General features: G+C 68.7%; 15 protein-coding genes and 1 pseudogene. 14 read left to right on the top strand and 2 right to left on the bottom strand.

Annotated elements, in window-relative coordinates; genetic code table 11:
- Positions 1-3 precede the first annotated feature (3 nt).
- From WT24_RS17330 to WT24_RS17270, 13 genes are all read left to right on the top strand, one after another.
- Positions 4-1,542 (top strand): methyl-accepting chemotaxis protein, encoded by a 1,539-nt coding sequence (locus WT24_RS17330; protein ID WP_060035134.1) that lies wholly within the window; start codon positions 4-6, stop codon positions 1,540-1,542.
- 693 nt (positions 1,543-2,235) lie between these two features.
- Positions 2,236-3,819: an ABC transporter substrate-binding protein gene (locus WT24_RS17325; RefSeq protein ID WP_060035132.1), complete on the top strand. Its 1,584-nt coding sequence runs from the start codon at positions 2,236-2,238 to the stop codon at positions 3,817-3,819.
- A 79-nt stretch (positions 3,820-3,898) separates the two neighbouring features.
- Entirely contained in the window at positions 3,899-4,852 is a 954-nt protein-coding gene (locus WT24_RS17320; RefSeq protein WP_059506180.1) for an ABC transporter permease, read from the top strand.
- 31 nt (positions 4,853-4,883) lie between these two features.
- Positions 4,884-5,843, top strand: a complete 960-nt coding sequence (locus WT24_RS17315) for an ABC transporter permease (RefSeq protein WP_059506177.1) — start codon at positions 4,884-4,886, stop codon at positions 5,841-5,843.
- Entirely contained in the window at positions 5,843-7,717 is a 1,875-nt protein-coding gene (locus tag WT24_RS17310; protein ID WP_060035131.1) for an ABC transporter ATP-binding protein, read from the top strand. The genes WT24_RS17315 and WT24_RS17310 overlap by 1 nt, the downstream gene beginning before the upstream one ends.
- A 194-nt stretch (positions 7,718-7,911) precedes the next feature.
- Positions 7,912-9,189, top strand: a complete 1,278-nt coding sequence (locus WT24_RS17305) for an FAD-binding oxidoreductase (RefSeq protein WP_060035129.1) — start codon at positions 7,912-7,914, stop codon at positions 9,187-9,189.
- A 23-nt stretch (positions 9,190-9,212) separates the two neighbouring features.
- Positions 9,213-9,644 carry a helix-turn-helix domain-containing protein gene (locus WT24_RS17300; RefSeq protein WP_059794367.1) on the top strand — a complete coding sequence of 144 codons (432 nt, stop codon included), beginning with the start codon at positions 9,213-9,215 and terminating at the stop codon, positions 9,642-9,644.
- A 120-nt stretch (positions 9,645-9,764) separates the two neighbouring features.
- Positions 9,765-10,499, top strand: coding sequence for a cupin domain-containing protein (locus WT24_RS17295; RefSeq protein ID WP_060035127.1), 735 nt, complete (start codon positions 9,765-9,767; stop codon positions 10,497-10,499).
- A gap of 2 nt (positions 10,500-10,501) precedes the next feature.
- A complete protein-coding gene (locus WT24_RS17290) occupies positions 10,502-11,827 on the top strand; it encodes an FAD-binding oxidoreductase (protein ID WP_060035125.1) in 1,326 nt (441 codons plus the stop codon).
- A gap of 123 nt (positions 11,828-11,950) precedes the next feature.
- A complete protein-coding gene (locus WT24_RS17285; RefSeq protein WP_059506309.1) occupies positions 11,951-13,228 on the top strand; it encodes an FAD-binding oxidoreductase in 1,278 nt (425 codons plus the stop codon).
- On the top strand, positions 13,225-14,682 hold the full coding sequence (locus WT24_RS17280; protein ID WP_060035123.1) for an aldehyde dehydrogenase family protein: 1,458 nt from the start codon (positions 13,225-13,227) through the stop codon (positions 14,680-14,682). Before WT24_RS17285 ends, WT24_RS17280 begins: the two co-directional genes overlap by 4 nt.
- 65 nt (positions 14,683-14,747) lie before the next feature.
- Positions 14,748-15,935: a M20 aminoacylase family protein gene (locus tag WT24_RS17275; protein WP_082742210.1), complete on the top strand. Its 1,188-nt coding sequence runs from the start codon at positions 14,748-14,750 to the stop codon at positions 15,933-15,935.
- 196 nt (positions 15,936-16,131) lie between these two features.
- Positions 16,132-17,034, top strand: coding sequence for a GNAT family N-acetyltransferase (locus WT24_RS17270; protein ID WP_060035251.1), 903 nt, complete (start codon positions 16,132-16,134; stop codon positions 17,032-17,034).
- A gap of 80 nt (positions 17,035-17,114) precedes the next feature.
- On the opposite strand, the pseudogene WT24_RS17265 reads toward WT24_RS17270, so the two are convergent.
- Positions 17,115-17,977 (bottom strand): annotated as a pseudogene (locus WT24_RS17265) (SDR family oxidoreductase).
- Positions 17,978-18,087: 110 nt separating this feature from the next.
- Here WT24_RS17265 and WT24_RS17260 point away from each other — a divergent pair.
- Positions 18,088-18,987, top strand: a complete 900-nt coding sequence (locus WT24_RS17260; RefSeq protein ID WP_060035122.1) for a LysR family transcriptional regulator — start codon at positions 18,088-18,090, stop codon at positions 18,985-18,987.
- Between the two features lie 94 nt (positions 18,988-19,081).
- Here WT24_RS17260 and WT24_RS17255 read toward each other — a convergent pair whose 3' ends face one another.
- Positions 19,082-20,602: a diguanylate cyclase gene (locus tag WT24_RS17255; protein ID WP_060035249.1), complete on the bottom strand. Its 1,521-nt coding sequence runs from the start codon at positions 20,600-20,602 to the stop codon at positions 19,082-19,084.
- Between the last annotated feature and the right edge of the window lie 126 nt (positions 20,603-20,728).

The raw sequence follows: 20,728 nt of genomic DNA, 5'->3' as shown, positions 1-20,728 counted from the left end.
CGCATGAAGTTGTCCACCAAACTGCTGGTGCTCGTCGCCGCGGCGTTGCTCGGCGTCGTGCTGCTCGCCGCGTTGTCGCTGCACACGCTGCGCGACGCGTTGATCGACAGCCGCCGCGAAGAGATCGTCATTCTGCTGACCAAGGCCGAGCATCTGGTCGATTCGTATCGCGCGATGCAGGCGAGCGGCACGCTGACGCAGGAGCAGGCGCAGCAGCAAGCCAAGGCGGCGCTGTCGGCGCTCAACGCGAATTCGAAGAGCTATTTCTGGGTCACGACGTCCGACGGCGTCAACCTCGTGCACCCGAACGCGAAGTTCATCGGCACGCGCGCGAAAGGCAACCGCACGACCAGCGGCCTGACCGACAGCGAGGCGTACCGCGCGGGGATGGCGCAGGCGCATTTCGCGCTCGTCGACGTGCTGATCAAGCGCAGCCCCGACGCGGACCTGGAGCCGAAGCTGCAGGGCGTGGTCGCGATTCCGGACTGGAACTGGTGGATCGGCACCGGATTTTTCTACGACGACATCAACGCGGCGTTTGCCCGGCTCGCGATGGTGCTCGGCGCCGTCGCGCTCGTCATCGCCGCAGCGCTCGCGGCCATCGCATGGGGCGTGTTGCGCAGCGTCAGGCGCACGCTGGGCGGCGAGCCCGCGCATGCGACGCAGATCGCCGCGCGCATCGCCGCCGGCGAACTGGACGTGCAGTTCGATACGGCGCACGCCGCGCCCGGCAGCCTGCTCGTCGCGCTGGGCGACATGAAGGCGCGACTGACCGACACCATCGCCGAGATCCAGACCACGACCCACTCGATTGCCACCGGCACCGGCGAGATCGCGCAAGGCAACCTGGATCTGTCGCAGCGCACGGAGCAGCAGGCCGCGTCGCTGCAGGAAACGGCGGCGAGCATGGAGCAGATCACGTCCACGGTCAAACAGAACGCCGATAACGCGCGCCAGGCGAATGCGCTCGTGGCCCAGGCGAAGGATGCGACCGAGCTCGGCGGCGCCGCCGTGCAGGCGGTCGTCGAAACGATGCGACAGATTTCGGACGGGTCGGTGCGGATCGCCGACATTACCGTCGTGATCGAAAGCATCGCCTTCCAGACCAACATTCTCGCGCTCAACGCGGCGGTGGAAGCCGCACGGGCCGGCGAGGAGGGGCGCGGGTTCGCCGTCGTCGCGTCGGAGGTCCGCTCGCTCGCGCAACGCAGCGCCGCGGCCGCGAAGGACATCAAGGGATTGATCGACGCGTCGGTCGAGCGGGCCGGTAGCGGCAGCCGGCTGGTCGAGACGGCCGGCGAGCGGATGACGGAGATCGTCCGGTCGATCGACCGGGTGGCCGACATCATGGGCGAGATTTCGGCGGCATCGGCCGAGCAAAGCACCGGCATCGAACAGATCGGGCTGGCGGTCGCGCAAATGGACGAAGTCACCCAGCAGAACGCCGCGCTCGTCGAGCAGGCTGCTGCGGCCGCCTCGTCGCTGGACGAGCAGGCGGCGCGCCTGCGGGCCGCCGTATCGGTATTCCGGCTCGCCGCGTGACGGCTTCGCGCCGTCCGCCCGCGGCCGGCGCATCGTCCGGCCTCCCGGGCGCCGCGCCGCGGCCGGCTGGCGTGCGCGTCGACATGCCGGTGACGCCCGCGTCGCGGCACGCGGGTGCCCGCGCCTGACGGCTGCACGAGCCCGCTTTCCCGGCAGTCCCGTCATCTTCCCGTCTTCCCGCCAAGCCGTTCCGCCCGAGCGGCATTCTTCCGAACTTTCCTGCGCGACGTCCCGTCGCGATCCCCACCGTCGACGCCCGTGCATGCGGCGATCTGCCGCAACGTGCCGCTCGTTTCGGCCGTCGTGGGCAGGCGCACACGCATTCGACACAAACGTGCGGTTTGCGTGAGCCAAACGCGCGCCGGATGCCGAACGGGCAATTTTGTCGGCGCAATCTGCTGCGGCGGCGGCCTTACGATTTCCTGCATCGACACGGGTTGGCCAGCCGCCGCGACACGCCGCCGGGCACACGTCGACACGTGCACGCACGCAGCAATTCATGCTGCGCGGGCGGCTCAAAACGGTCGATTCGTATTGTGAGGGCCGCCCGAATCGCGACAAACCGCATTTTGGCGATGCTTAAATGAATTGCATGTGAACGACGCCGCGCCCGCCACCAGCAAGCGGGCGCGGCGAGATTGAACAACCACGCTGGACCCTTGGACCCACTTTCCACAGTCAGGAGCAGTTCGGATGAGCGACGATATCGACAATGGCGGCAAGGGCGGCTTCACGCGCCGCGACATGATGAAGGTCATGGCGGCGGGCGGCATGATGGCTGCCGGTGCCGGCGGACTGCTGACGACCCCCGGCTCGGCATTCGCCGCGCCCGCGCCGAAGCGCGGCGGCAAGATCCGGGTCGCGAACGAATCCGGCTCGACGGCCGATACGCTCGACCCGGCCAAGGGCTCGACGGGCGCGGACTACACGCGCTTCTTCATGTTCTACAGCGGCCTCACACAGCTCGATGCGAGCCTGACGCCGCAGATGAACCTCGCCGAGTCGCTGCAGACGACCGATGCGAAGACCTGGGTCATCAAGCTGCGCAAGGGCGTCACGTTCCACGACGGCAAGCCGGTCGGCCCGGCCGACGTGGTGTATTCGCTGATGCGCCACAAGAACCCGGCCACCGCGTCGAAGGTCAAGCCGCTCGCCGAGCAGTTCGCCGACGCGAAGGCGACCGGCCCCGACGAAGTCACGCTGACGCTCGCGAGCGCGAACGCCGATCTGCCGGTGATCCTCGCGACGCCGCAGCTCGTGATCGTCAAGGACGGCACGACCGACTTCTCGACCGGCATCGGCTGCGGCCCGTACAAGCTGAAATCGTTCAAGCCGGGCGTATCGACCGTCGGCGTGCGCAACGACAGCTACTTCAAGCCGGGCAGGCCGTATCTCGACGAGATCGAGCTGATCGGCATCAGCGACAGCGCCGCGCGCCTGAACGCGCTGCTGTCGGGCGACGTGCACCTGATCAACGCGATCGATCCGCGTTCGACGCAGCGGGTCTCGTCGACGCCGGGCTACGCGCTGAGGGAAACCAAGTCGGGCCTCTATACCGACCTGATCGCGCGCAGCGACAACCCGATCGTCGCGAATCCCGATTTCGTCGAAGGGATGAAGTACCTGTTCGATCGCGAGCAGATCCGCTCGGCGGTGTTTCGCGGCTACTCGGTGATCGGCAACGACCAGCCGATTCCGCCGGGCCATCGCTACTTCAACGCATCGCTGCCGCAGCGGCCGCACGACCCGGACAAGGCGAAATTCCTGTTCCAGAAAGCCGGTGCGCTCGGCGCCACGCTGCCGCCGCTCTATGCGACCTCCGACGCGAACGGGTCGATCGAAATGGCCGTGCTGCTGCAGCAGGCCGGCCAGAAGATCGGCCTGAACCTGCAGGTCAACCGCGCGTCGCCCGACGGCTACTGGTCGAACCACTGGATGAAGCACCCGCTCACCTTCGGCAACATCAACCCGCGCTCGAGCGCCGACGTGCTGTTCACGCAGTTCTTCAAGTCGGATGCGCCGTGGAACGAATCGGGCTGGAAGAACGCGAAGTTCGACCAGTTGCTGCTCGCCGCGCGCTCGGAAACCGACGACGCGAAGCGCAAGCAGATGTACGGCGACATGCAGGCGATCGTGTCGCAGCAGGGCCGGGTCGGCATTCCGGCGTTCATCAGCTTCCTCGACGGATACGACAAGCGGCTCGCGGGCCTCGGTTCGATCCCGACCGGCGGGATGATGGGCTTCATGTTCGCCGAGAACGTGTGGTGGAACGCATGACGTTGTCGCTGGCCGCCGTCGCGCGGCCGGTGCGGGCCACCGCGCCGGCCACGCGCGTTTTTTTCGGGAGTCCCGCTCGATGAACCGAATTCTCATCGGACTGATCGGCCGGCGCATCGCGGTCACCGCGCTGACGCTGCTGATCGTGTCCGCGATCATCTTCACGATCACGAACCTGCTGCCGGGCGATGCCGCGCAGGCCGCGCTCGGCCAGTCGGCGACGCCGGAGACGGTCGCCGCGCTGCGCCAGCAGTTCGGTCTCGACATGCCGGCGCACGTGCGTTACGTGCACTGGCTCGCCGGGCTGTTGCACGGCGATTTCGGCCGGTCGCTGTCCGGCGACATGCCGGTGTCGGAGCTGATCGGCGGGCGCCTGCCGAAGTCGCTCGCGCTCGCGGCGATCACGACCGCCGTATCGGTGCCGATCGCGCTGCTGCTCGGGATCCTCGCGGCGGTCAAGCGCGAGTCGGCGATCGACCGCGTGATCAGCCTCGGCACGCTGTCGCTCGTCGCGACGCCGGAGTTCCTGATCGCGACGGTCGCCGTGCTCGTGTTCGCGGTGAAGCTGCGCTGGCTGTCCGCGCTGTCGTACGGCGGCCCGATCGACAGCCTGCACGATTTCCTGCGTGCGTATGCGATGCCGGTGCTGACGCTGTGCGCGGTCGTGATCGCGCAGATGGCGCGCATGACGCGCGCCGCGGTGATCGAGCAGTTGAGCGCGTCGTATGTCGAGATGGCCGTGCTCAAGGGCGCGAGCCCCGCGCGCGTCGTGCTGCGCCACGCGCTGCCGAACGCGATCGGCCCGATCGCCAATGCGATCGCGTTGAGCCTGTCGTATCTGCTCGGCGGCGTGATCGTCGTCGAGACGATCTTCAACTATCCGGGCCTCGCGAGCCTGATGGTCGACGCCGTCAGCAACCGCGATTTCCCGTTGGTCCAGGCGTGCACGCTGATCTTCTGCGTCGCTTACCTGACGCTCGTGCTGTTCGCCGACCTGTGCTCGATCGTGTCGAACCCGCGACTGCGGACCTGAGCGCCCCCGTCCACCTTCCGAGATGCCGCCCATGCACCCGACCGAACCCGTTCATCGCAGCAGCGCGCTGCCGCCGTCAGGCGAGCCGCGCTCGCCGTGGGGAGGCGCGACGCCGCCCGCGGCGCCGTCCCCCGACCAGCCGCGCAAGCGTCGCGGCGCACGCATCGGACTGACCGCCGGCGGCCGCGTCGGCCTGTCGATGGCCGGCCTGATGCTGTTCGTCGCGGTGTTCGCGCCGCTGCTCGCGCCGCACGACGTCGGCGCGATCGTCACGCCGGACGTGTTCGCGCCGTTCAGCGCGAAGCTGCCGTTCGGCTCCGACTTCCTCGGCCGCGACATGCTGAGCCGCATCCTGTACGGCACGCGGCTGACCGTGCTGCTCGCGCTGGCCGCGGTGCTGCTCGCCGCGGTGACCGGCACGACGCTCGGGCTGCTCGCGACCGTGTCGGGCCGCGCGGTCGACGAGACGATGAGCCGGCTGCTCGACGCGCTCACGTCGATTCCGTCGAAGATGTTCGCGCTGATGTTCGTCGCCGCGTTCGGCTCGTCGCTGCCGCTGCTGGTCCTCACCGCGGCGGTCAGCTACATGCCGGGCTCGTACCGGATCGCGCGCGCGCTGGCCGTCAACATCAGCACGCTCGAATTCGTGCAGGTGGCCAGGGCGCGCGGCGAAAGCGCGCTGTACATCGCGTGCGTCGAGATGCTGCCGAACATGATCCACCCGATGCTGGCGGACACCGGGCTGCGCTTCACGTTCGTCGTGCTGCTGCTGAGCGGCCTGAGCTTTCTCGGGCTCGGCGTGCAGCCGCCGTATGCGGACCTCGGCTCGCTCGTGCGCGAGAACATCGCGAGCCTCGGCGACGGCTCGGCCGTCGCGATCATGCCCGCGGTCGCGATCGCGATCCTGACGGTGGGCGTCAACCTGATGATCGACGGTCTGCCGCATCGCGGCCGCCGCAAGGGCGCGGCCGGCGCCGCCGGAGGACACTGATGCGACACGAATCGAATCCGCTCGTCGAGGTGCGCGGGCTGCGCGTGGTCGGCGGCCGGCCGGGCGGCGAGGAAACGACGATCGTCCACGGCGTCGACTTCGAGATCGGGCGCGGCGAGGTGCTCGCGCTGATCGGCGAATCGGGCTCCGGCAAGACGACGATCGCGCTGTCGCTGATGGGCCATGCGCGCGCCGGATGCCGGATCGCCGGCGGCACGGTGAAGCTCGACGGCACCGACGTATGTACGCTTTCGGCGCAAGCGCTGACCGCGCTGCGCGGCCGCAAGGTCGCGTATATCGCGCAGAGCGCGGCCGCCGCCTTCAATCCGTCGCGCACGATTCTCGACCAGGTGATCGAGAGCGCGCTGATCCACAAGACGATGACGAAGCGCGACGCGCAGGCGAAGGCGATCGAGCTGTTTCGCGCGCTCGCGCTGCCGGAGCCGGAGACGATCGGCAAGCGCTATCCGCACCAGGTATCGGGCGGCCAACTGCAGCGGCTGATGGCCGCGATGGCGCTGATCACCGATCCCGAGCTGGTGATCCTCGACGAGCCGACCACCGCGCTCGACGTGACCACGCAGATCGACGTGCTGCAGGCGTTCAAGAACGTGATCCGGCGCTACGGGATGAGTGCGGTGTACGTATCGCACGACCTGGCCGTGGTCGCGCAGATGGCCGACCGGATCGTCGTGCTGAGCGACGGCGTGATCCGCGAGGCGGGCGACACCGAACAGATCCTGCATGCGCCGACGCACCCGTACACGCAGAGCCTGATCGCGGCGGTCACGCCGAACGATGCCGAACGCGGCGCGCAGGCGCAAGCACCGGAGCCGGCCGCATCGGCGCCGCTGCTCGACGTGCGCGGCGCGATCGCGGGCTATGGCGGCCGCACCGCGAACGGCTGGCCCGCGAAGGTCATCCTGCATGAAGTCGACCTGCGCATCGGGCGCGGGCAGACGGTCGGCGTGATCGGCGAATCGGGCTCCGGCAAGACGACGCTCGCGAAGGTGATCGCGGGCCTCGTGCCGGCGACCGGCGGCGAGATCCTGCTCGACGGCGTGCCGCTCGCGCGCGATATCGGCAAGCGCACCAAGGAGCAGCATCGCCGCGTGCAGATCGTGTTCCAGAACGCCGATACCGCGCTCAACCCGATGCATACCGTCGAGCGCACGCTCGCACGGCCGCTCGCGTTCTACCACGGGATCAAGGGCACGCGTGCACGCCAGCGCGTCGCGGAGCTGCTCGAGCTCGTGCGGCTGCCGCCGGCGGTGGCCTCGCGGCGTACCGGCGAGCTGTCGGGCGGGCAGAAGCAGCGCGTGAACCTCGCGCGTGCGCTCGCGGCCGAGCCCGACCTGATCCTGTGCGACGAGGTCACGTCGGCGCTCGACACGGTGGTCGGCGCCGCGATCATCGAGCTGCTGCGCGACCTGCAGGCGAAGCTCGGCGTGTCGTACGTGTTCATCACGCACGACATCGCGAAGGTGCGCGCGATCAGCGACGACATCGTCGTGCTGTATGCGGGCCGCCGCGTGGAGACGGGCAGCCGCGACGCGCTGTGCGCGCCGCCTTATCACCCGTATTCGCACTTGCTGGTGTCGTCCGCGCCGGAGTTGCGTTCGGGCTGGCTCGACGATGCGGCCGAGCGTTGTCACCGGCCGCTGGTGCCGATCGGCGAGCGCGAGAACGAGGCGGAGCTGTGTCCGTTCCTGGCGCGCTGCACGATGCGCGTGGACGGCGTGTGCAACCGGACGGCCCCGTCGCTGCGCACGCTCGGCAACGGCGCGCAGGTGCTGTGCCATCGCAGCGAGGAAGATCTCGCGCGTTTCCAGGCGGAGCCGGTTTCCGCCGGCGTCACGCCGGTGCAGCTGTAGTACGCACCGCGCGAACCGTTCATCGCGCGGTGCGGTGGACGGCCCGCCGCATAGTCTGCTGCGACGGTCGCGCAAAACGGCAATTTGTACGCGTGCCGTGCGCGAATACGCGGCAACTGCGGTTTTTGCCAGTGGTTAAATGATTCGCATTGAATGGGTGCCGTTCGTCGTTGCCGGCATGCACAAAGGATCCGATGAAACTGGAATCGTACTGGCTGGATACACGCCCCGCGTTTCGCGCCGGCAGCGTCGGCCCCGTCGAAGGGCGCGCCGACGTGGCCGTGATCGGCGGCGGCTTCACCGGCTTGTCGGCGGCGCTCGCGCTCGCGCAGCGCGGCGTATCGGTGGTCGTGCTCGAAGCCGCGCAGGTCGCGGGCGAAGCGTCCGGCCGCAACGGCGGCCAGTGCAATACAGGCGTCGCGCAGGACTACGCGTCGCTGGCCGCGCGCATCGGCGCCGCGCAGGCGAAGCAGTTTTATCTCGCGTACGAAAGCGCGGTGAAGAGCGTCGAGGCGATCGTGACCGAACAGGCGATCGACTGCGATTTCCGGCGCGCCGGCAAGCTGAAGCTCGCCGCGAAGCCGCAGCATTTCGCGGGGCTCGAAAAGACCTTCAACGCGTTGCGGCGCGACGTCGATCCGGATATCGAACTGATCGAGCCGTCGCGGATCCGCGATGAAATCGCATCCGACGGTTTTTACGGTGGGCTCCTGCAGCGCAACGGCGCGCAGATGCACATGGGCAAGTTCGGCGTCGGGCTCGCGCAAGCGGCCGTGCGGGCCGGCGCACGCGTGTACGAGCATGCGGCCGTCACGCAGCTCGAGCGGCTCGACGGCGAGCGCCACCGGGTCGCCTGCACGCGCGGCACGCTCGTCGCCGACCGCGTGCTGATCGCGACCGGCGCGTCGCAGCACGGGCCGTTCGCGTGGTTCCGGCGGCGCATCGCGCCGGTCGGCAGCTTCATCGTCGTCACCGAGCCGCTGCCCGACGCGCAGTTGAACCGGCTGTTTCCGCATCGCCGTGCGTACGTGACGTCGCGCCAGATCGGCAACTACTTCCGCGTGACGCCCGACAACCGGCTGCTGTTCGGCGGCCGCGCGCGTTTCGCGATGTCGAGCCCGCGCTCCGACGCGAAGAGCGGCGACATCCTGCGCGCCGGCATGGCCGGCTATTTCCCCGAACTGGCCGGCGTGCGGCTCGACTACTGCTGGGGCGGCCTCGTCGACATCACCGCCGACCGGCTGCCGCGCGCGGGCCAGCACGACGGGCTCTATTACTCGATGGGCTACAGCGGCCACGGCGTGCAGATGTCGGTGCACATGGGCCGCGTGATGGCGGACGTGCTGTATGGCGCGGCCGCGTCGAACCCGTGGCGCGAACTCGACTGGCCGGCGATGCCCGGCCATTTCGGGCACGCGTGGTTCTTGCCGCTCGTCGGCGCGTATTACCGGATGCAGGATTTCCTGCATTGATGCGAGCGCCGGGAGAACTCGATATGACAGTGCAATTCGTTGGCTCGCCGCGTGTCGCGCGGCCCGTCTCGCCGGCGATCGGCGACGTGCTGCGCACGATCGACGTGTCGTTCGCGCAGCCGCTGAACCTCGATACGCTCGCGGCGGTGGCCGGGCTGAGCGTGTCGCGTTTCACCGCGCGCTTTCGCAGCGAAACCGGGCTGTCGCCGCACCGGTATCTGTGTCTCGTGCGGGTACGGCGGGCGCAGGACCTGTTGCGCGCCGGTCTCGCGCCGTCGGTCGTCGCGACCGACGTCGGCTTCTTCGATCAGAGCCATCTGTGCCGGCATTTCCGGCGTGTGCTCGGGATCACGCCGCGCGACTACGTGGTCGCCCGAACGGGCGGCGCCCCGGTGCGAGCGACGGCGACGCGCGTGCGCAACGAACGCCGCGATGCGTCGTATCACGCGGCTTGAGCACGGGCATGGACGGCGTGCCACGCTGAGGACGTCCGGCAGGCGCGCCGGCGAACGACGATTTCCGATATCGCGTGACAGCTTCCGAACGAATCCGTCACGCACCGCACAGGAGCAGAAATGACCGCAGTTTTCGTGTTGCATCGTGCCGACGGCGCACCTTCTTCCACCACGTTCCGCAAGCAGGCGTTCGGGGCGAGCGATCCGTTCGCGTCGCATCGCGAGATCGCGTGGGAAGGCCCCGACGCGATGGCCGCGGGGCGCATCGGCTTCGCGGGCGAACTGGATGTGGCGAATTTTCCGCACATCGAAACCCTCGTCGTCGTCCAGGGCGAACTGACGCTCGAAGCGGCCGGGGCCGCACCGCTCGTGGTCGGCCCGGGACAGGGCGCCGTCATCGGCGGCGGCACGGCGCTGCGCATCGCCGCGCAAGCGCCGGTGCTGCTGATGTTCTGCGCGGCAGCGTGCGCGCAACCGACGAAACGCGGCCTCTTTGCGCTGCGCGCCGACGCGGACTTCAAACCGTCCGCCACGCTGCCGGCCGAGGTATTGCTCGGCCCCGCGCCGCAATGCCGCAGCGACAACGTGTTCACCGACGACGGCGCCGGGTACTGCGCGGGCACATGGGATTCGACGCCGTATCACCGGATCGTCCGGCCGCATCGCGCGAACGAGTTCATGTTCCTGCTGGACGGTGGCGTCCGGTTCGCGGCGCCCGACGGCAGCGTGCTGGCGCTCGGCGCCGGCGATGCGCTGTTCGTGCCGCGCGGCGCGGCGATCGGGTGGGAAAGCAGCGAGCGCGTGGCGAAGTTCTACGTGATGCAGAACGTCAAACCCTCCACCGAACGAGACTGAGCATGTCCCCTCCGCTGCGTCATATCGAAACCTTGTCCACGCCGCCGGCCGCGGCCGACGTCGTCGTGATCGGCGGCGGCATCATCGGCGTCTTCACCGCCTACTATCTGGCCCGCCGCGGTATATCGGTCGCACTCGTCGAGAAGGGGCGCATCGGCGCCGAACAATCGAGCCGCAACTGGGGCTGGTGCCGGCAGCAGAACCGCGACGCGCGCGAGTTGCCGATGGCGAGCAAGAGCATCGATCTGTGGGAACGATTCGCCGCCGAATCCGGCGAAGACACCGGCTTTCATCGCTGCGGGCTGCTGTATCTCAGCAATGACGAGGCCGAGCTGTCCCGCTGGGCCAGCTGGGGCGAATTCGCGAAGACCGCGGGCGTGACCACGTACATGCTCGACAGCAAGCAGGCGGCCGAGCGCGGACGGGCAACCGGGCGGCAATGGAAGGGCGGCGTGTTCTCGCCGACCGACGGCACGGCCGATCCGGGCAAGGCCGCGCCGGCCGTGGCCGCCGCGCTGATCAAGCTGGGCGGCAGTGTCCATCAGCACTGCGCGGCGCGCGGCATCGAGCTCGAAGGCGGCCGCGTCGCCGGCGTCGTCACCGAGGCCGGCGTCATCAAGACCCGAACGGCCGTGATGGCGGGCGGCGCATGGGCGTCGTCGTTCTGCCGCCAGCTCGGCATCCGGTTTCCGCAGGCATCGATCCGTCAGTCGATCCTGAGCGTGTCGCCCGTCGAAACGCCGCTGCCGGATGCGATGTATACGTCCGGCGTGTCCGTGACGCGCCGCAGCGACGGCCGCTACGCGTTGGCGATCAGCGGCCGCGCGCGCGTGGACCTGACGCCGCAGTTCCTGCGCTTCGCGCCGCAATTCGTGCCGATGTTCGCGAAGCGCTGGCGCAACCTGCTGCCGGGCGGGCTCGAAGGCGTGCGCGGCGGCCATGAAACGTTGAAGCGCTGGCGCCTCGATGCGCCGACGCCGATGGAAGCGGTGCGCATTCTCGATCCGAAGCCCGACATGCCGACGGTCGCCGAAACGTACCGCCGCGCGGCCGAACTGTTGCCCGAACTGCGCGACGCGAAGATCACGCACGCGTGGGCCGGGTACGTCGACAGCACGCCGGACGGCGTGCCGGGCATCGGCGAAGTGCCGGGCGTGCCGGGGCTGATCCTCGCGGCGGGGTTTTCGGGGCACGGCTTCGGGATCGGGCCGGGCGCCGGACACCTGATCGCCGATCTCGCGTCCGGTGCGCAACCGTTCGTCGACCCGACGCCGTACCGGCCCGGCCGGTTCAGCGAGTCCGCATGGGGCAAGGTCGCGGATTTCTAGTGCAAGGCCGTCACGCGGGCGACGCGCGCCGATCCGGATCGCATGCGCGGCCGGATCGGTGCGGCGAACGTCCGCCGGCCCGACAGTGCGGTGCAGTGCGATGCGGTAACTTGGGAGTTTCCGATGCGTTTCAGTTCCTATTGGCTCGATACGTCGGAGCCGTTCGCGAGCAACTCGCCGGCGTTGCATGACGGAAGTTGCGACGTGGTGGTGGTGGGCGGCGGGATCACGGGCTCGGCGGCCGCCCTGGCGCTGGCCAAAAAAGGCGCGCGCGTGATCGTCTGCGAGGCGGGCACCGTCGGGCAGGCGGCGTCGGGGCGCAACGGCGGCATGTGCAACAACGGCTTCGCTCAGGATTACGCATCGTTGTCGCAGCGCATCGGCACGGAACTGGCCAACCGGCTCTATCTCGCGTTCGACGCGGGTGTCGACACGGTCGAGCGGCTGGTCAGGGAGGAGTCGATCGATTGCGATTTCGTGCGCCGCGGCAAGCTCAAGCTCGCGGCGAAGCCCGAGCACTACGACAAGCTCGTGCGCAGCCAGGCGCTGCTCGCGGCGAGCGTGGACCCCGACACGCGCATGGTCACGAAGGCGGAGCTACGCGACGAGATCGGTTCGAACCGATATCACGGCGGGCTGCTGTTCGGCAAGAGCGCCGGGATGCATGTCGGCCGTTATGTGCGCGGCCTCGCGCGCGCCGCGCAAGCACGCGGCGCGCACATTCTCGAGCATGCGCCGGTGCTCGGCCTGAAGCGGCAAGCGGGCGGCGCTTACGCGGTACGTACGCCGCTCGGCGAGATCCGCGCGCGTCAGGTGCTGCTCGCGAGCGGCATTTCGCAGGTCGGGCCGTTCGGCTGGGTTCGCCGCAGGATCGTGCCGGTCGGCGCGTTCATCATCGTCACCGAGCCGTTGCCGAACGACCTGCTCGACCGCTTGCTGCCGACGCGCCGGATGGTCACCGACACGAAGAACTTCGTGAATTTCTTTCGCGTCACGCCCGACAACCGGATGCTGTTCGGCGGGCGCGCGCGTTTTGCCGCGTCGAATCCGCGCTCCGACGAAAAGAGCGGGGCGATCCTGCGGCAGCAGATGGCCGCCGTGTTTCCCGAGCTGGCCGACGTACGCATCGACTACTGCTGGGGCGGGATGGTCGACATGACGGCCAACCGGCTGCCGCGCGCGGGCGAGCGCGACGGCGTTTACTACTCGATGGGCTATAGCGGTCACGGCACGCACATGGCCACGCTGATGGGCACGCTGATGGCCGAGATCATGGACGGACGCGCCGACCTCAACCCGTGGAAAGGTTTCGACTGGCCCGCGATTCCGGGCCACTTCGGCAAACCCTGGTTCCTGCCGTTCGTCGGCGCCTGGTATCGACTCAAGGACACCTTGCAATGAATTCACCTGTTGTTCGCCTGATGCAAGCCGGCCGGCTCGATCGCTTTTTCATCGACGGCGACTGGGTCATGCCGGACGGCCGCGACCGGTTCGCGGTCGTCAGTCCGTCCACCGAAGACACGCTGTGCGAGATCCCGCTCGGCAACGCGCGCGACGCCGACCGCGCGGTGCAGGCTGCGCGCCAAGCGTTCGAACGCTGGTCCGCGACGTCGCCGCATGAACGCGCGGCGCTGCTCGACCGCGTGCATGCGCTGATGCTGGAGCGCGCCGAGCTGTTCGCGACCGCGCTCGCGCTGGAGATGGGCGCGCCGATCGGCTATGCACGCGGCGCGCACGTGCCGCTCGCGGCCGAACATATCCGCGTCGCACGCGACAACCTCGCGCGCTACCCGTTCGTCGAGCGGCGCGGGACGACTGCGGTCGTGCGCGAGCCGATCGGCGTGTGCGCGCTGATCACGCCGTGGAATTGGCCGATCTATCAGATCACCGCGAAGGTCGGGCCGGCGCTCGCGGCCGGCTGCACGGTGGTGCTGAAGCCGAGCGAGCTGTCGCCGCTCAGCGCGCTGCTGTTCGCGGAAGTGCTCGCCGATGCGGGCGTGCCCGCGGGCGTATTCAATCTCGTGAGCGGCAGCGGCGAGACGGTGGGGGCCGCGCTTTCGTCGCACCCGGCGGTCGACATGGTGTCGATCACCGGATCGACGCGCGCGGGCGTGCTCGTCGCGCAGGCGGCCGCGCCGACCGTCAAGCGCGTCGCGCAGGAACTGGGCGGCAAGTCGCCGAACGTCGTGCTGCCGGATGCGGACCTGTCGCGCGCGATCCCGCCGGGCGTGGCCGCCGCGTTCCGGAACATGGGGCAATCGTGCAGCGCGCCGACCCGCATGATCGTGCCGCGCGACGCGCTCGGCGAGGTCGAGGCGTTGGCCGTCGCGGCGATGCAAACGCTCGTGGTCGGCGATCCGTTCGACGAGGCCACGACGCACGGGCCGCTGGCCAATCGCGCGCAGTTCGGGCGGGTTGCGCAGATGATCGACGTGGGCATCGACGAACGCGCGAAGCTGATCGCCGGCGGCCCGGGCCGGCCAGCGGGTTTCGACAAGGGCTTCTATGCGCGGCCGACGATTTTCTCCGACGTGCGCACCGACATGGCCATCGCGCAGCAGGAAATCTTCGGTCCGGTTCTCGCGATCCTGCCTTACGATACCGTCGACGAAGCGATCGCCATCGCGAACGACACGGTCTACGGGCTCGGCGCGCACGTGCAGGGCACCGACAAGGAACGCGTACGCGCGGTGGCCGCACGCATCCGGGCAGGGCAGGTGCATCTGAACTACCCCGCATGGGATCCTCAGGCGCCGTTCGGCGGGTACAAGCAGTCGGGCAACGGCCGCGAGTACGGAGTCGAAGGGATGGAGGAGTACATGGAGGTCAAGTCCGTCCTGGGCTTTTACGATTGATGCGGCTGCCGCGTGCGATGCGGCGGTCGCGATGTGAACCGGTTTGCTTTGCAAGGGTGCCGAGAGTGGAAAACGCCATCATCCCCGACGCGTCGCTGGACGCGCATCACGCGCACTGGGCGACACTGCGCCGCGACCTGCACGCGCATCCCGAGTTGCGATTCGAAGAACACCGGACGGCCGACGTCGTCGCCCGCGAGCTCGAGGCGCTCGGCTATGCGGTGTCGCGCGGGCTCGGCGGCACGGGCGTCGTCGCAAGCCTGCCCGGCGCGGATCCGCGCCGCGGCATCGTGCTGCGCGCCGATCTGGACGCGTTGCCGATCCACGAAGCCAATGACTTCGCGCATGCATCGTGCGCGCACGGGATCATGCACGCGTGCGGCCATGACGGCCATACCGTGATGTTGCTCGGCGCCGCGCGCGTGCTGAAGGCGTTGCCACAGTTGCCCGGCACCGTCCATTTCGTGTTTCAGCCGGGCGAAGAGGGCGGCGCGGGCGCGCGCAGGATGATCGACGACGGGCTGTTCGAGCAATACCCGACGGAAGCGGTATTCGGCATGCACAACTGGCCCGGTCTGCCGGCCGGGCATTTCGGGTTGCGCACCGGCCCGATCATGGCTGCGGGCTCGCGCTTCAGGATCACGGTGACGGGCAAGGGCGCGCATGCGGCGCAGCCGCATCTGGGCATCGATCCGGTGCCGCTCGCGTGCTCGATGGTGCTGCAGTGCCAGACCATCGCCGCACGGCACAAGGACCCGGTCGATCCTGCGGTCATTTCCGTCTGCATGTTCCATGCGGGCACGACGGACAACGTGATTCCCGACACCGCCGAACTGCGCGGCACGATCCGCACGCTGTCGTCGGCATTGCAGCAGAAGCTGCAGCGCGACGTGCGGCTCGCGTGCGAGGGGCTCGCGGCGGCCTATGGCGCGCAGGTCGACGTCGAGTTTTTCCAGTACTACCCGGCAACGGTCAACACGCCGGCCGAGACGGCGCTGTGCGAAACGGTGATTCGCGACACGTTCGGCGACGCGCGCGTCGACCGCGACGTGCCGCCGAACATGACGTCCGAAGACTTCGGCTTCATGCTGGAGGAGCGGCCGGGCGCTTACGTGCTGATCGGCAATGCACGGGACGGCGCGGCCTCTCCGGCGCTGCACCACCCGAAATACGACTTCAACGACGACATCATTCCGGCCGGCGTCCGCTATTGGGTCGCGCTGGCGCAGCATTACTTCGCGCGATCGCCGTGATGCGTCGGGGCGGCGTGGAAACCGGTGGACGTCTGGTCGATCGGGCGCCGAGTCCGGGGCACGCGTGCTTCCGGATCGTCGTGCGCCCATGCCAGCCGGCGTGAACCGTGCAATCTATCGTCGCTTCGGTGTGATCGCCGCGTATTTTTTCCGACGTACCGTGTCGCACGACCACATTGTTCGAAAGGACTGCTTGATGAATCAGGAACCTGAAGTGAAGGAGCAAGGCGCGGCGTCCCCGCTTCGCTACCGCAGATTCACCGCGGCGGACATCCCCGCCGCCCATGCGCTTTCCACGGCGCTTCGCTGGCCGTTCAGGGCGGAAGACTGGCAGTTTTCCGCTGAAACGTCGACCGCGTTCGCGGCCGAGGAAAACGGCGTGGTCATCGGCACGGCGATGTGCTGGAAGTACGGTGCGGATCGCGCGGCGATCGGGCATGTGATCGTCTCCGACGCGCATCAGGGCCGCGGAATCGGCCGCAAACTGATGGAGACGCTCCTGGACGAACTGGGTCAGCGCATCACGTTTCTGCATGCGACGCCGGCCGGTCGGCCACTCTACGAGAAACTGGGGTTCACCGTGTGCGGATCGCTGGGCCAATATCAGGGCAACGTGGATCGGCCCGCCGCGGTTGCCGTGCCCGACGGCGAGCGGCTGCGTGCCGGTGCGCCGGCCGACTGGCCGCGCCTGGTCGAACTCGACGCGCATGCGTCCGGCCTCGAGCGCGACGCGCTGTTGTCCGCATTGCAGACGCGGGGCGAAAGCGTGGTGCTCGAACGCGACGGAGAGGTCGTCGGGTTTTCGGTGCTGCGGCGCTTCGGTCGCGGTTACGTGATCGGCCCGGTGGTCGCGCCGCGTTCGAGCGACGATGCGCGCGCGAAAGCGCTGATCGGCTATTGGCTGACGAAACGAGACGGCGAATTCGTGCGTATCGATGTGCCTGACGGGACCGGTCTGCCGGCGTGGCTGAGCGAGCAGGGCTTGAAACAGGTGGATACCTGTTCGAAGATGGTTCGCAACGCATCGGCCGCGGCGCATGAGGGCGCGGCCGATCCGGCCTGGGGACTGTACGCGCTGGTCAGTCAGGCCATGTTGTAAACCCCGGCCGCGCACGGCGGCCGGCTCTCCCGGGGCGACTGCCCGCGCAGCCGCCCCGGCTTGAAGGCGCGGCATCGCGCTCAGCGGACAAGCGCAGCCGCGAAGTCGCGATACGTCCGCAGCGGGCGGCCGAGGATCGCGGTCAGCCGCTCGACGTCACCGGCCTCAGGCACCATCCCGTCGCTGACGTAGCGCTCGGCCATCAGCCGCATTTCGTAGGCCATCCATTTCGGCATGAACTGCGCCAGATTGCGTTCGAACGGCGTGGGATCGTCGCCGCCATACGTAACCGGCCGACCGAGCGTGTCCGACCAGATCGACGCCAGTTGCGGGCCGGTCAGCGTGTCGGGCCCGACCAGGTTGAGGGTTTCGACCGGCAGCTTGCCCGGCGCATCGTTGCGGCGGATCAACTCGATCGCCGCGACTTCCGCGATATCGCACACGTCGACCATCGCGACGCCCTTGCCGCCGATCGGCATCGGGTACACGCCGTGCCCGACGATCACGTCCTTGACCATCGATTCGTTGTCCATGAAATACGCGGGTCGCAGGATCGTCGCGCTGAACCCCATCTGCTCGATCATCCGCTCCGCGCCGGATTTCACCGCGAAGTGCGGCACGTTCACGAAGCGATCGGCATGGAGGACCGACAGATAGACGGCGCGCTCGATGCCCGCTTCGCGGGCCAGGTTCAGCGCAATCAGCGCCTGCGTGAATTCGTCGCCCGCCACGCCGTTGAGCAGGAACAGCGTGCGCACGCCGGAGAAAGCCGCCCGCAACGCGTCGACGTCGAGCATGTCGCCCTCGCGACGGTCACGGCCGCCGGAAAATCTGCCTTGGCCGGATCGCGCACCAGCACGCGCACGTCGGCGCCGCGATCGACGAGTTGACGGACGACCTGGCGGCCGACACGGCCGGTGGCGCCGGTAACGAGAATGGTCATGATGTTCACTCCTGAGGTAACGATGGGATGGACTGCCCACCCAAGTTATGTGATCCACCCATGATCCGGAAGATGTGATAAATAGACATGGCGTCTCACTGGTGGAACACATGGACCTGCTCGCTCTCGCCGATTTCAATCTCGTCGCCCGCCATGGCAGCTTCGGCGAGGCCGCTCGGATCGCGGATCGCCCGAAGGCGACGCTGTCGCGCCGCGTGGCGGAACTGGAGAACAGTCTGTCGTTGCGCCTGTTCGAGCGCGGCTCGCGCGGCGTGAAGCTCACGCAGGAAGGGCGCGCGCTCTACGAGCGGACGGGCGCGCTGCTCGCGGAGCTGGCCGACAGCGCGTCGGCGATCGCAGCGGGGAGCGAGCGGCCGCGCGGCCGGCTGAGGATCAGCGCGCCGATGCTGTTTTCCCAGTTCGCGATGGGGAAGCTGGTGGCGACGTTCGCGCTGAGATACCCGGACGTCCGGCTGGAGGTGACGACCGAAGATCGGCCCGTCGACATGATCGAGGAAGGGTACGACCTCGTGATCCGCGTGAATCCGGACCCGGACGAGAGCCTGATCGGGCGCGTGATCCTGCGCGACCGGCTGGTCGTCGTCGCGACGCCCGAACTGGCGCGGCCGAGCGGCGACGCACCTGCGCCGGCCGTGGTTCGCGGCGCGCACGACACCCGCGCCGTATGGGAGATCACGGGCCCGGCCGGGCCGGCGCGTATACCGGTCGACCCCGTGGCGCGGCTGTCGTCGCTGGTCATGGTGCGCGATACGGTCCGCCTCGGCTTGGGCGCCGCATGCCTGCCGATATCGCTCGTGAGCCGCGACCTGGCCGCCGGCGCGCTCGTCAGTTGGGGCGACGTGCCGGGGTCCGATATCGCCCTGTGGGCGCTGTATCCGTCGAGGCGATTATTGAGCGCGCGCGTGTCCGCGTTTCTCGATCACCTGAAGGACGCGTTTCCGTCGGGTGAGCCGGAAGAGCTGGCGGCGTATATCGAACCCGGGCAGTGAAACGGCCGCGGTCGCGACAGCGATGTCCTGACGGGGATGCCGTCGCAATCGGCACGAGCGGTGCCGTCGTCCGTCCCGACTCGAACCGGGGCCTTCACGCCGGCTGCGCGACCGGCTCCGTCTGCGCGCAACACACGCGGTTCCTGCCTTCGCGCTTGGCGCGATAGAGCGCCATGTCCGCCTGATGCGTCAGCGCGTGCACGGAAGCATGCCGCGCGCGCCGACCGGTCGCACAGCCGATGCTGACCGTGAAATCCGGAACGGTCTCCGCAAACCCGTCGAGCCGGTTGCGTTCCACCTCGCGGCGAATCGCGTCGGCCACCTGCGCGGCGCCGTTTTCGTCGGTATCGGGCAACACCGCGACGAACTCCTCGCCGCCGTAGCGCGCGGCGAGGTCGCCGCGCCGTCGCGTATGCGTGCGGATGCATTCGGCGAGAAAGCGCAGCGCGGTGTCGCCCTGCGCGTGCCCGTGCCGGTCGTTGTACTGCTTGAAGTGATCGGCGTCGATGAACAGCACCGACAGGCTGCCGCCGCTGCCGCGCTGCAGCCGCGCCCATTCGTCGGCCAGCGCGGTATCGAGCGCGCGACGATTGCGCAGTCCGGTCAACGGGTCGGTACGCGTGAGATCGGTCAGCAGCGTCTGCTTGCGGAAGTTGTCCCGCAATGCGAAGGCAAGCAGCCAGACCGCCGCGCAGAACGATGCGCCGATCACGGATGCCGACACGCCGACCGTCCACGACAGGCGCCGGACGCCGGCCAGCACGTCGCTCTCGGCCGGCGCGACGACCGCGATCAGCGGCGTGCCCGGTATCCGCTGATAGGTATACAACCGCACGATGCCGTCGATGCTCGAGCGCGCGGGATAGAAGCCCGATTCGCTGTTCACCATCCGCTTGAAGGATGTCGAGCGACGCAGGAGGTTCATCTGGCCATCGTTCAACGACGGGTTTCTCGCGAGGATCGTGCCGTCCGCGCGCACGATCGCGCTGACCCCGTTCGGCCCGACGTCGAGGCGGGACAGCAACTGCTCGAAGTAAGCGAGATCGACGGCGACGACCGCGATCCCGTCGAACGCATGGTCCAGCCGCTCGATGCGCCGCGACAGCGCGATGGACTCCTTGCCGCCGCGCGAGCGTGCGCGATAGGGCTGGGAGACGTAGAGCCCGACGTCGTCCGCATCGCGATGGACCTTGAAGTAGTCGCGATCGGCGAAGTCCCACCGGTGGGTCGTGCTGCAGCATCCGTCGATCAGCCGGCCGTGCCTGTCGGTCACGCCCATGCCGGTCACGTATTGGGCGGCGGTTCGCTCGAACAGCAGGTCGTGCCGCAGCCCGGCGTCCATCCGCTGGACGGCCGGCTTGCCGAGGTCGGCAGCCAGCGCGATCAACGCGTTGTTCGACGTTTCGACCGTCCTCGCGATCTGGCTCGCGAGCACGGCCGCGACGTTGCGCGACGTCTCGTGCGCATGCTCGACGACTTCGCTGCGCGCCACCCACAGCGTCACCGCGCTGATCGCGAGCATCGCGAGCGACATCAGCGTGCCCAACGCGCCGACGACGAACGGGTGGCGTCCGGCCCAGTCGGCGATTTTCTCGATCGAAGTGAATGCGGGCATGCTCGGGCTCGTTTTGAGATGCCGGCTGCACGTGCGCCGGCGCGGGTCCAATCCCGGTTAACGGCACGGTTAACGAAAAATCGAGGCCGGCATGACCGCCCGTCGACGATCCGGCCTGGCTCGGCG

Origin of the sequence: Burkholderia sp. MSMB1078WGS, assembly GCF_001528895.1 — a bacterium.
GTDB lineage: Bacteria > Pseudomonadota > Gammaproteobacteria > Burkholderiales > Burkholderiaceae > Burkholderia.
This window is presented reverse-complemented; position numbering and strand designations above follow the sequence as displayed.

Bases quoted from the DNA above. Each gene is read 5' to 3' on its own strand.
- WT24_RS17260 (WP_060035122.1), top strand. From the start codon at position 18,088: ATGGACCTGCTCGCTCTCGCCGATTTCAATCTCGTCGCCCGCCATGGC.
- WT24_RS17280 (WP_060035123.1), top strand. From the start codon at position 13,225: ATGAATTCACCTGTTGTTCGCCTGATGCAAGCCGGCCGGCTCGATCGC.
- WT24_RS17330 (WP_060035134.1), top strand. From the start codon at position 4: ATGAAGTTGTCCACCAAACTGCTGGTGCTCGTCGCCGCGGCGTTGCTC.
- WT24_RS17290 (WP_060035125.1), top strand. From the start codon at position 10,502: ATGTCCCCTCCGCTGCGTCATATCGAAACCTTGTCCACGCCGCCGGCC.
- WT24_RS17315 (WP_059506177.1), top strand. From the start codon at position 4,884: ATGCACCCGACCGAACCCGTTCATCGCAGCAGCGCGCTGCCGCCGTCA.
- WT24_RS17325 (WP_060035132.1), top strand. From the start codon at position 2,236: ATGAGCGACGATATCGACAATGGCGGCAAGGGCGGCTTCACGCGCCGC.
- WT24_RS17320 (WP_059506180.1), top strand. From the start codon at position 3,899: ATGAACCGAATTCTCATCGGACTGATCGGCCGGCGCATCGCGGTCACC.
- WT24_RS17305 (WP_060035129.1), top strand. From the start codon at position 7,912: ATGAAACTGGAATCGTACTGGCTGGATACACGCCCCGCGTTTCGCGCC.
- WT24_RS17300 (WP_059794367.1), top strand. From the start codon at position 9,213: ATGACAGTGCAATTCGTTGGCTCGCCGCGTGTCGCGCGGCCCGTCTCG.
- WT24_RS17255 (WP_060035249.1), bottom strand. From the start codon at position 20,602: ATGCCCGCATTCACTTCGATCGAGAAAATCGCCGACTGGGCCGGACGC.
- WT24_RS17310 (WP_060035131.1), top strand. From the start codon at position 5,843: ATGCGACACGAATCGAATCCGCTCGTCGAGGTGCGCGGGCTGCGCGTG.
- WT24_RS17270 (WP_060035251.1), top strand. From the start codon at position 16,132: ATGAATCAGGAACCTGAAGTGAAGGAGCAAGGCGCGGCGTCCCCGCTT.
- WT24_RS17295 (WP_060035127.1), top strand. From the start codon at position 9,765: ATGACCGCAGTTTTCGTGTTGCATCGTGCCGACGGCGCACCTTCTTCC.
- WT24_RS17285 (WP_059506309.1), top strand. From the start codon at position 11,951: ATGCGTTTCAGTTCCTATTGGCTCGATACGTCGGAGCCGTTCGCGAGC.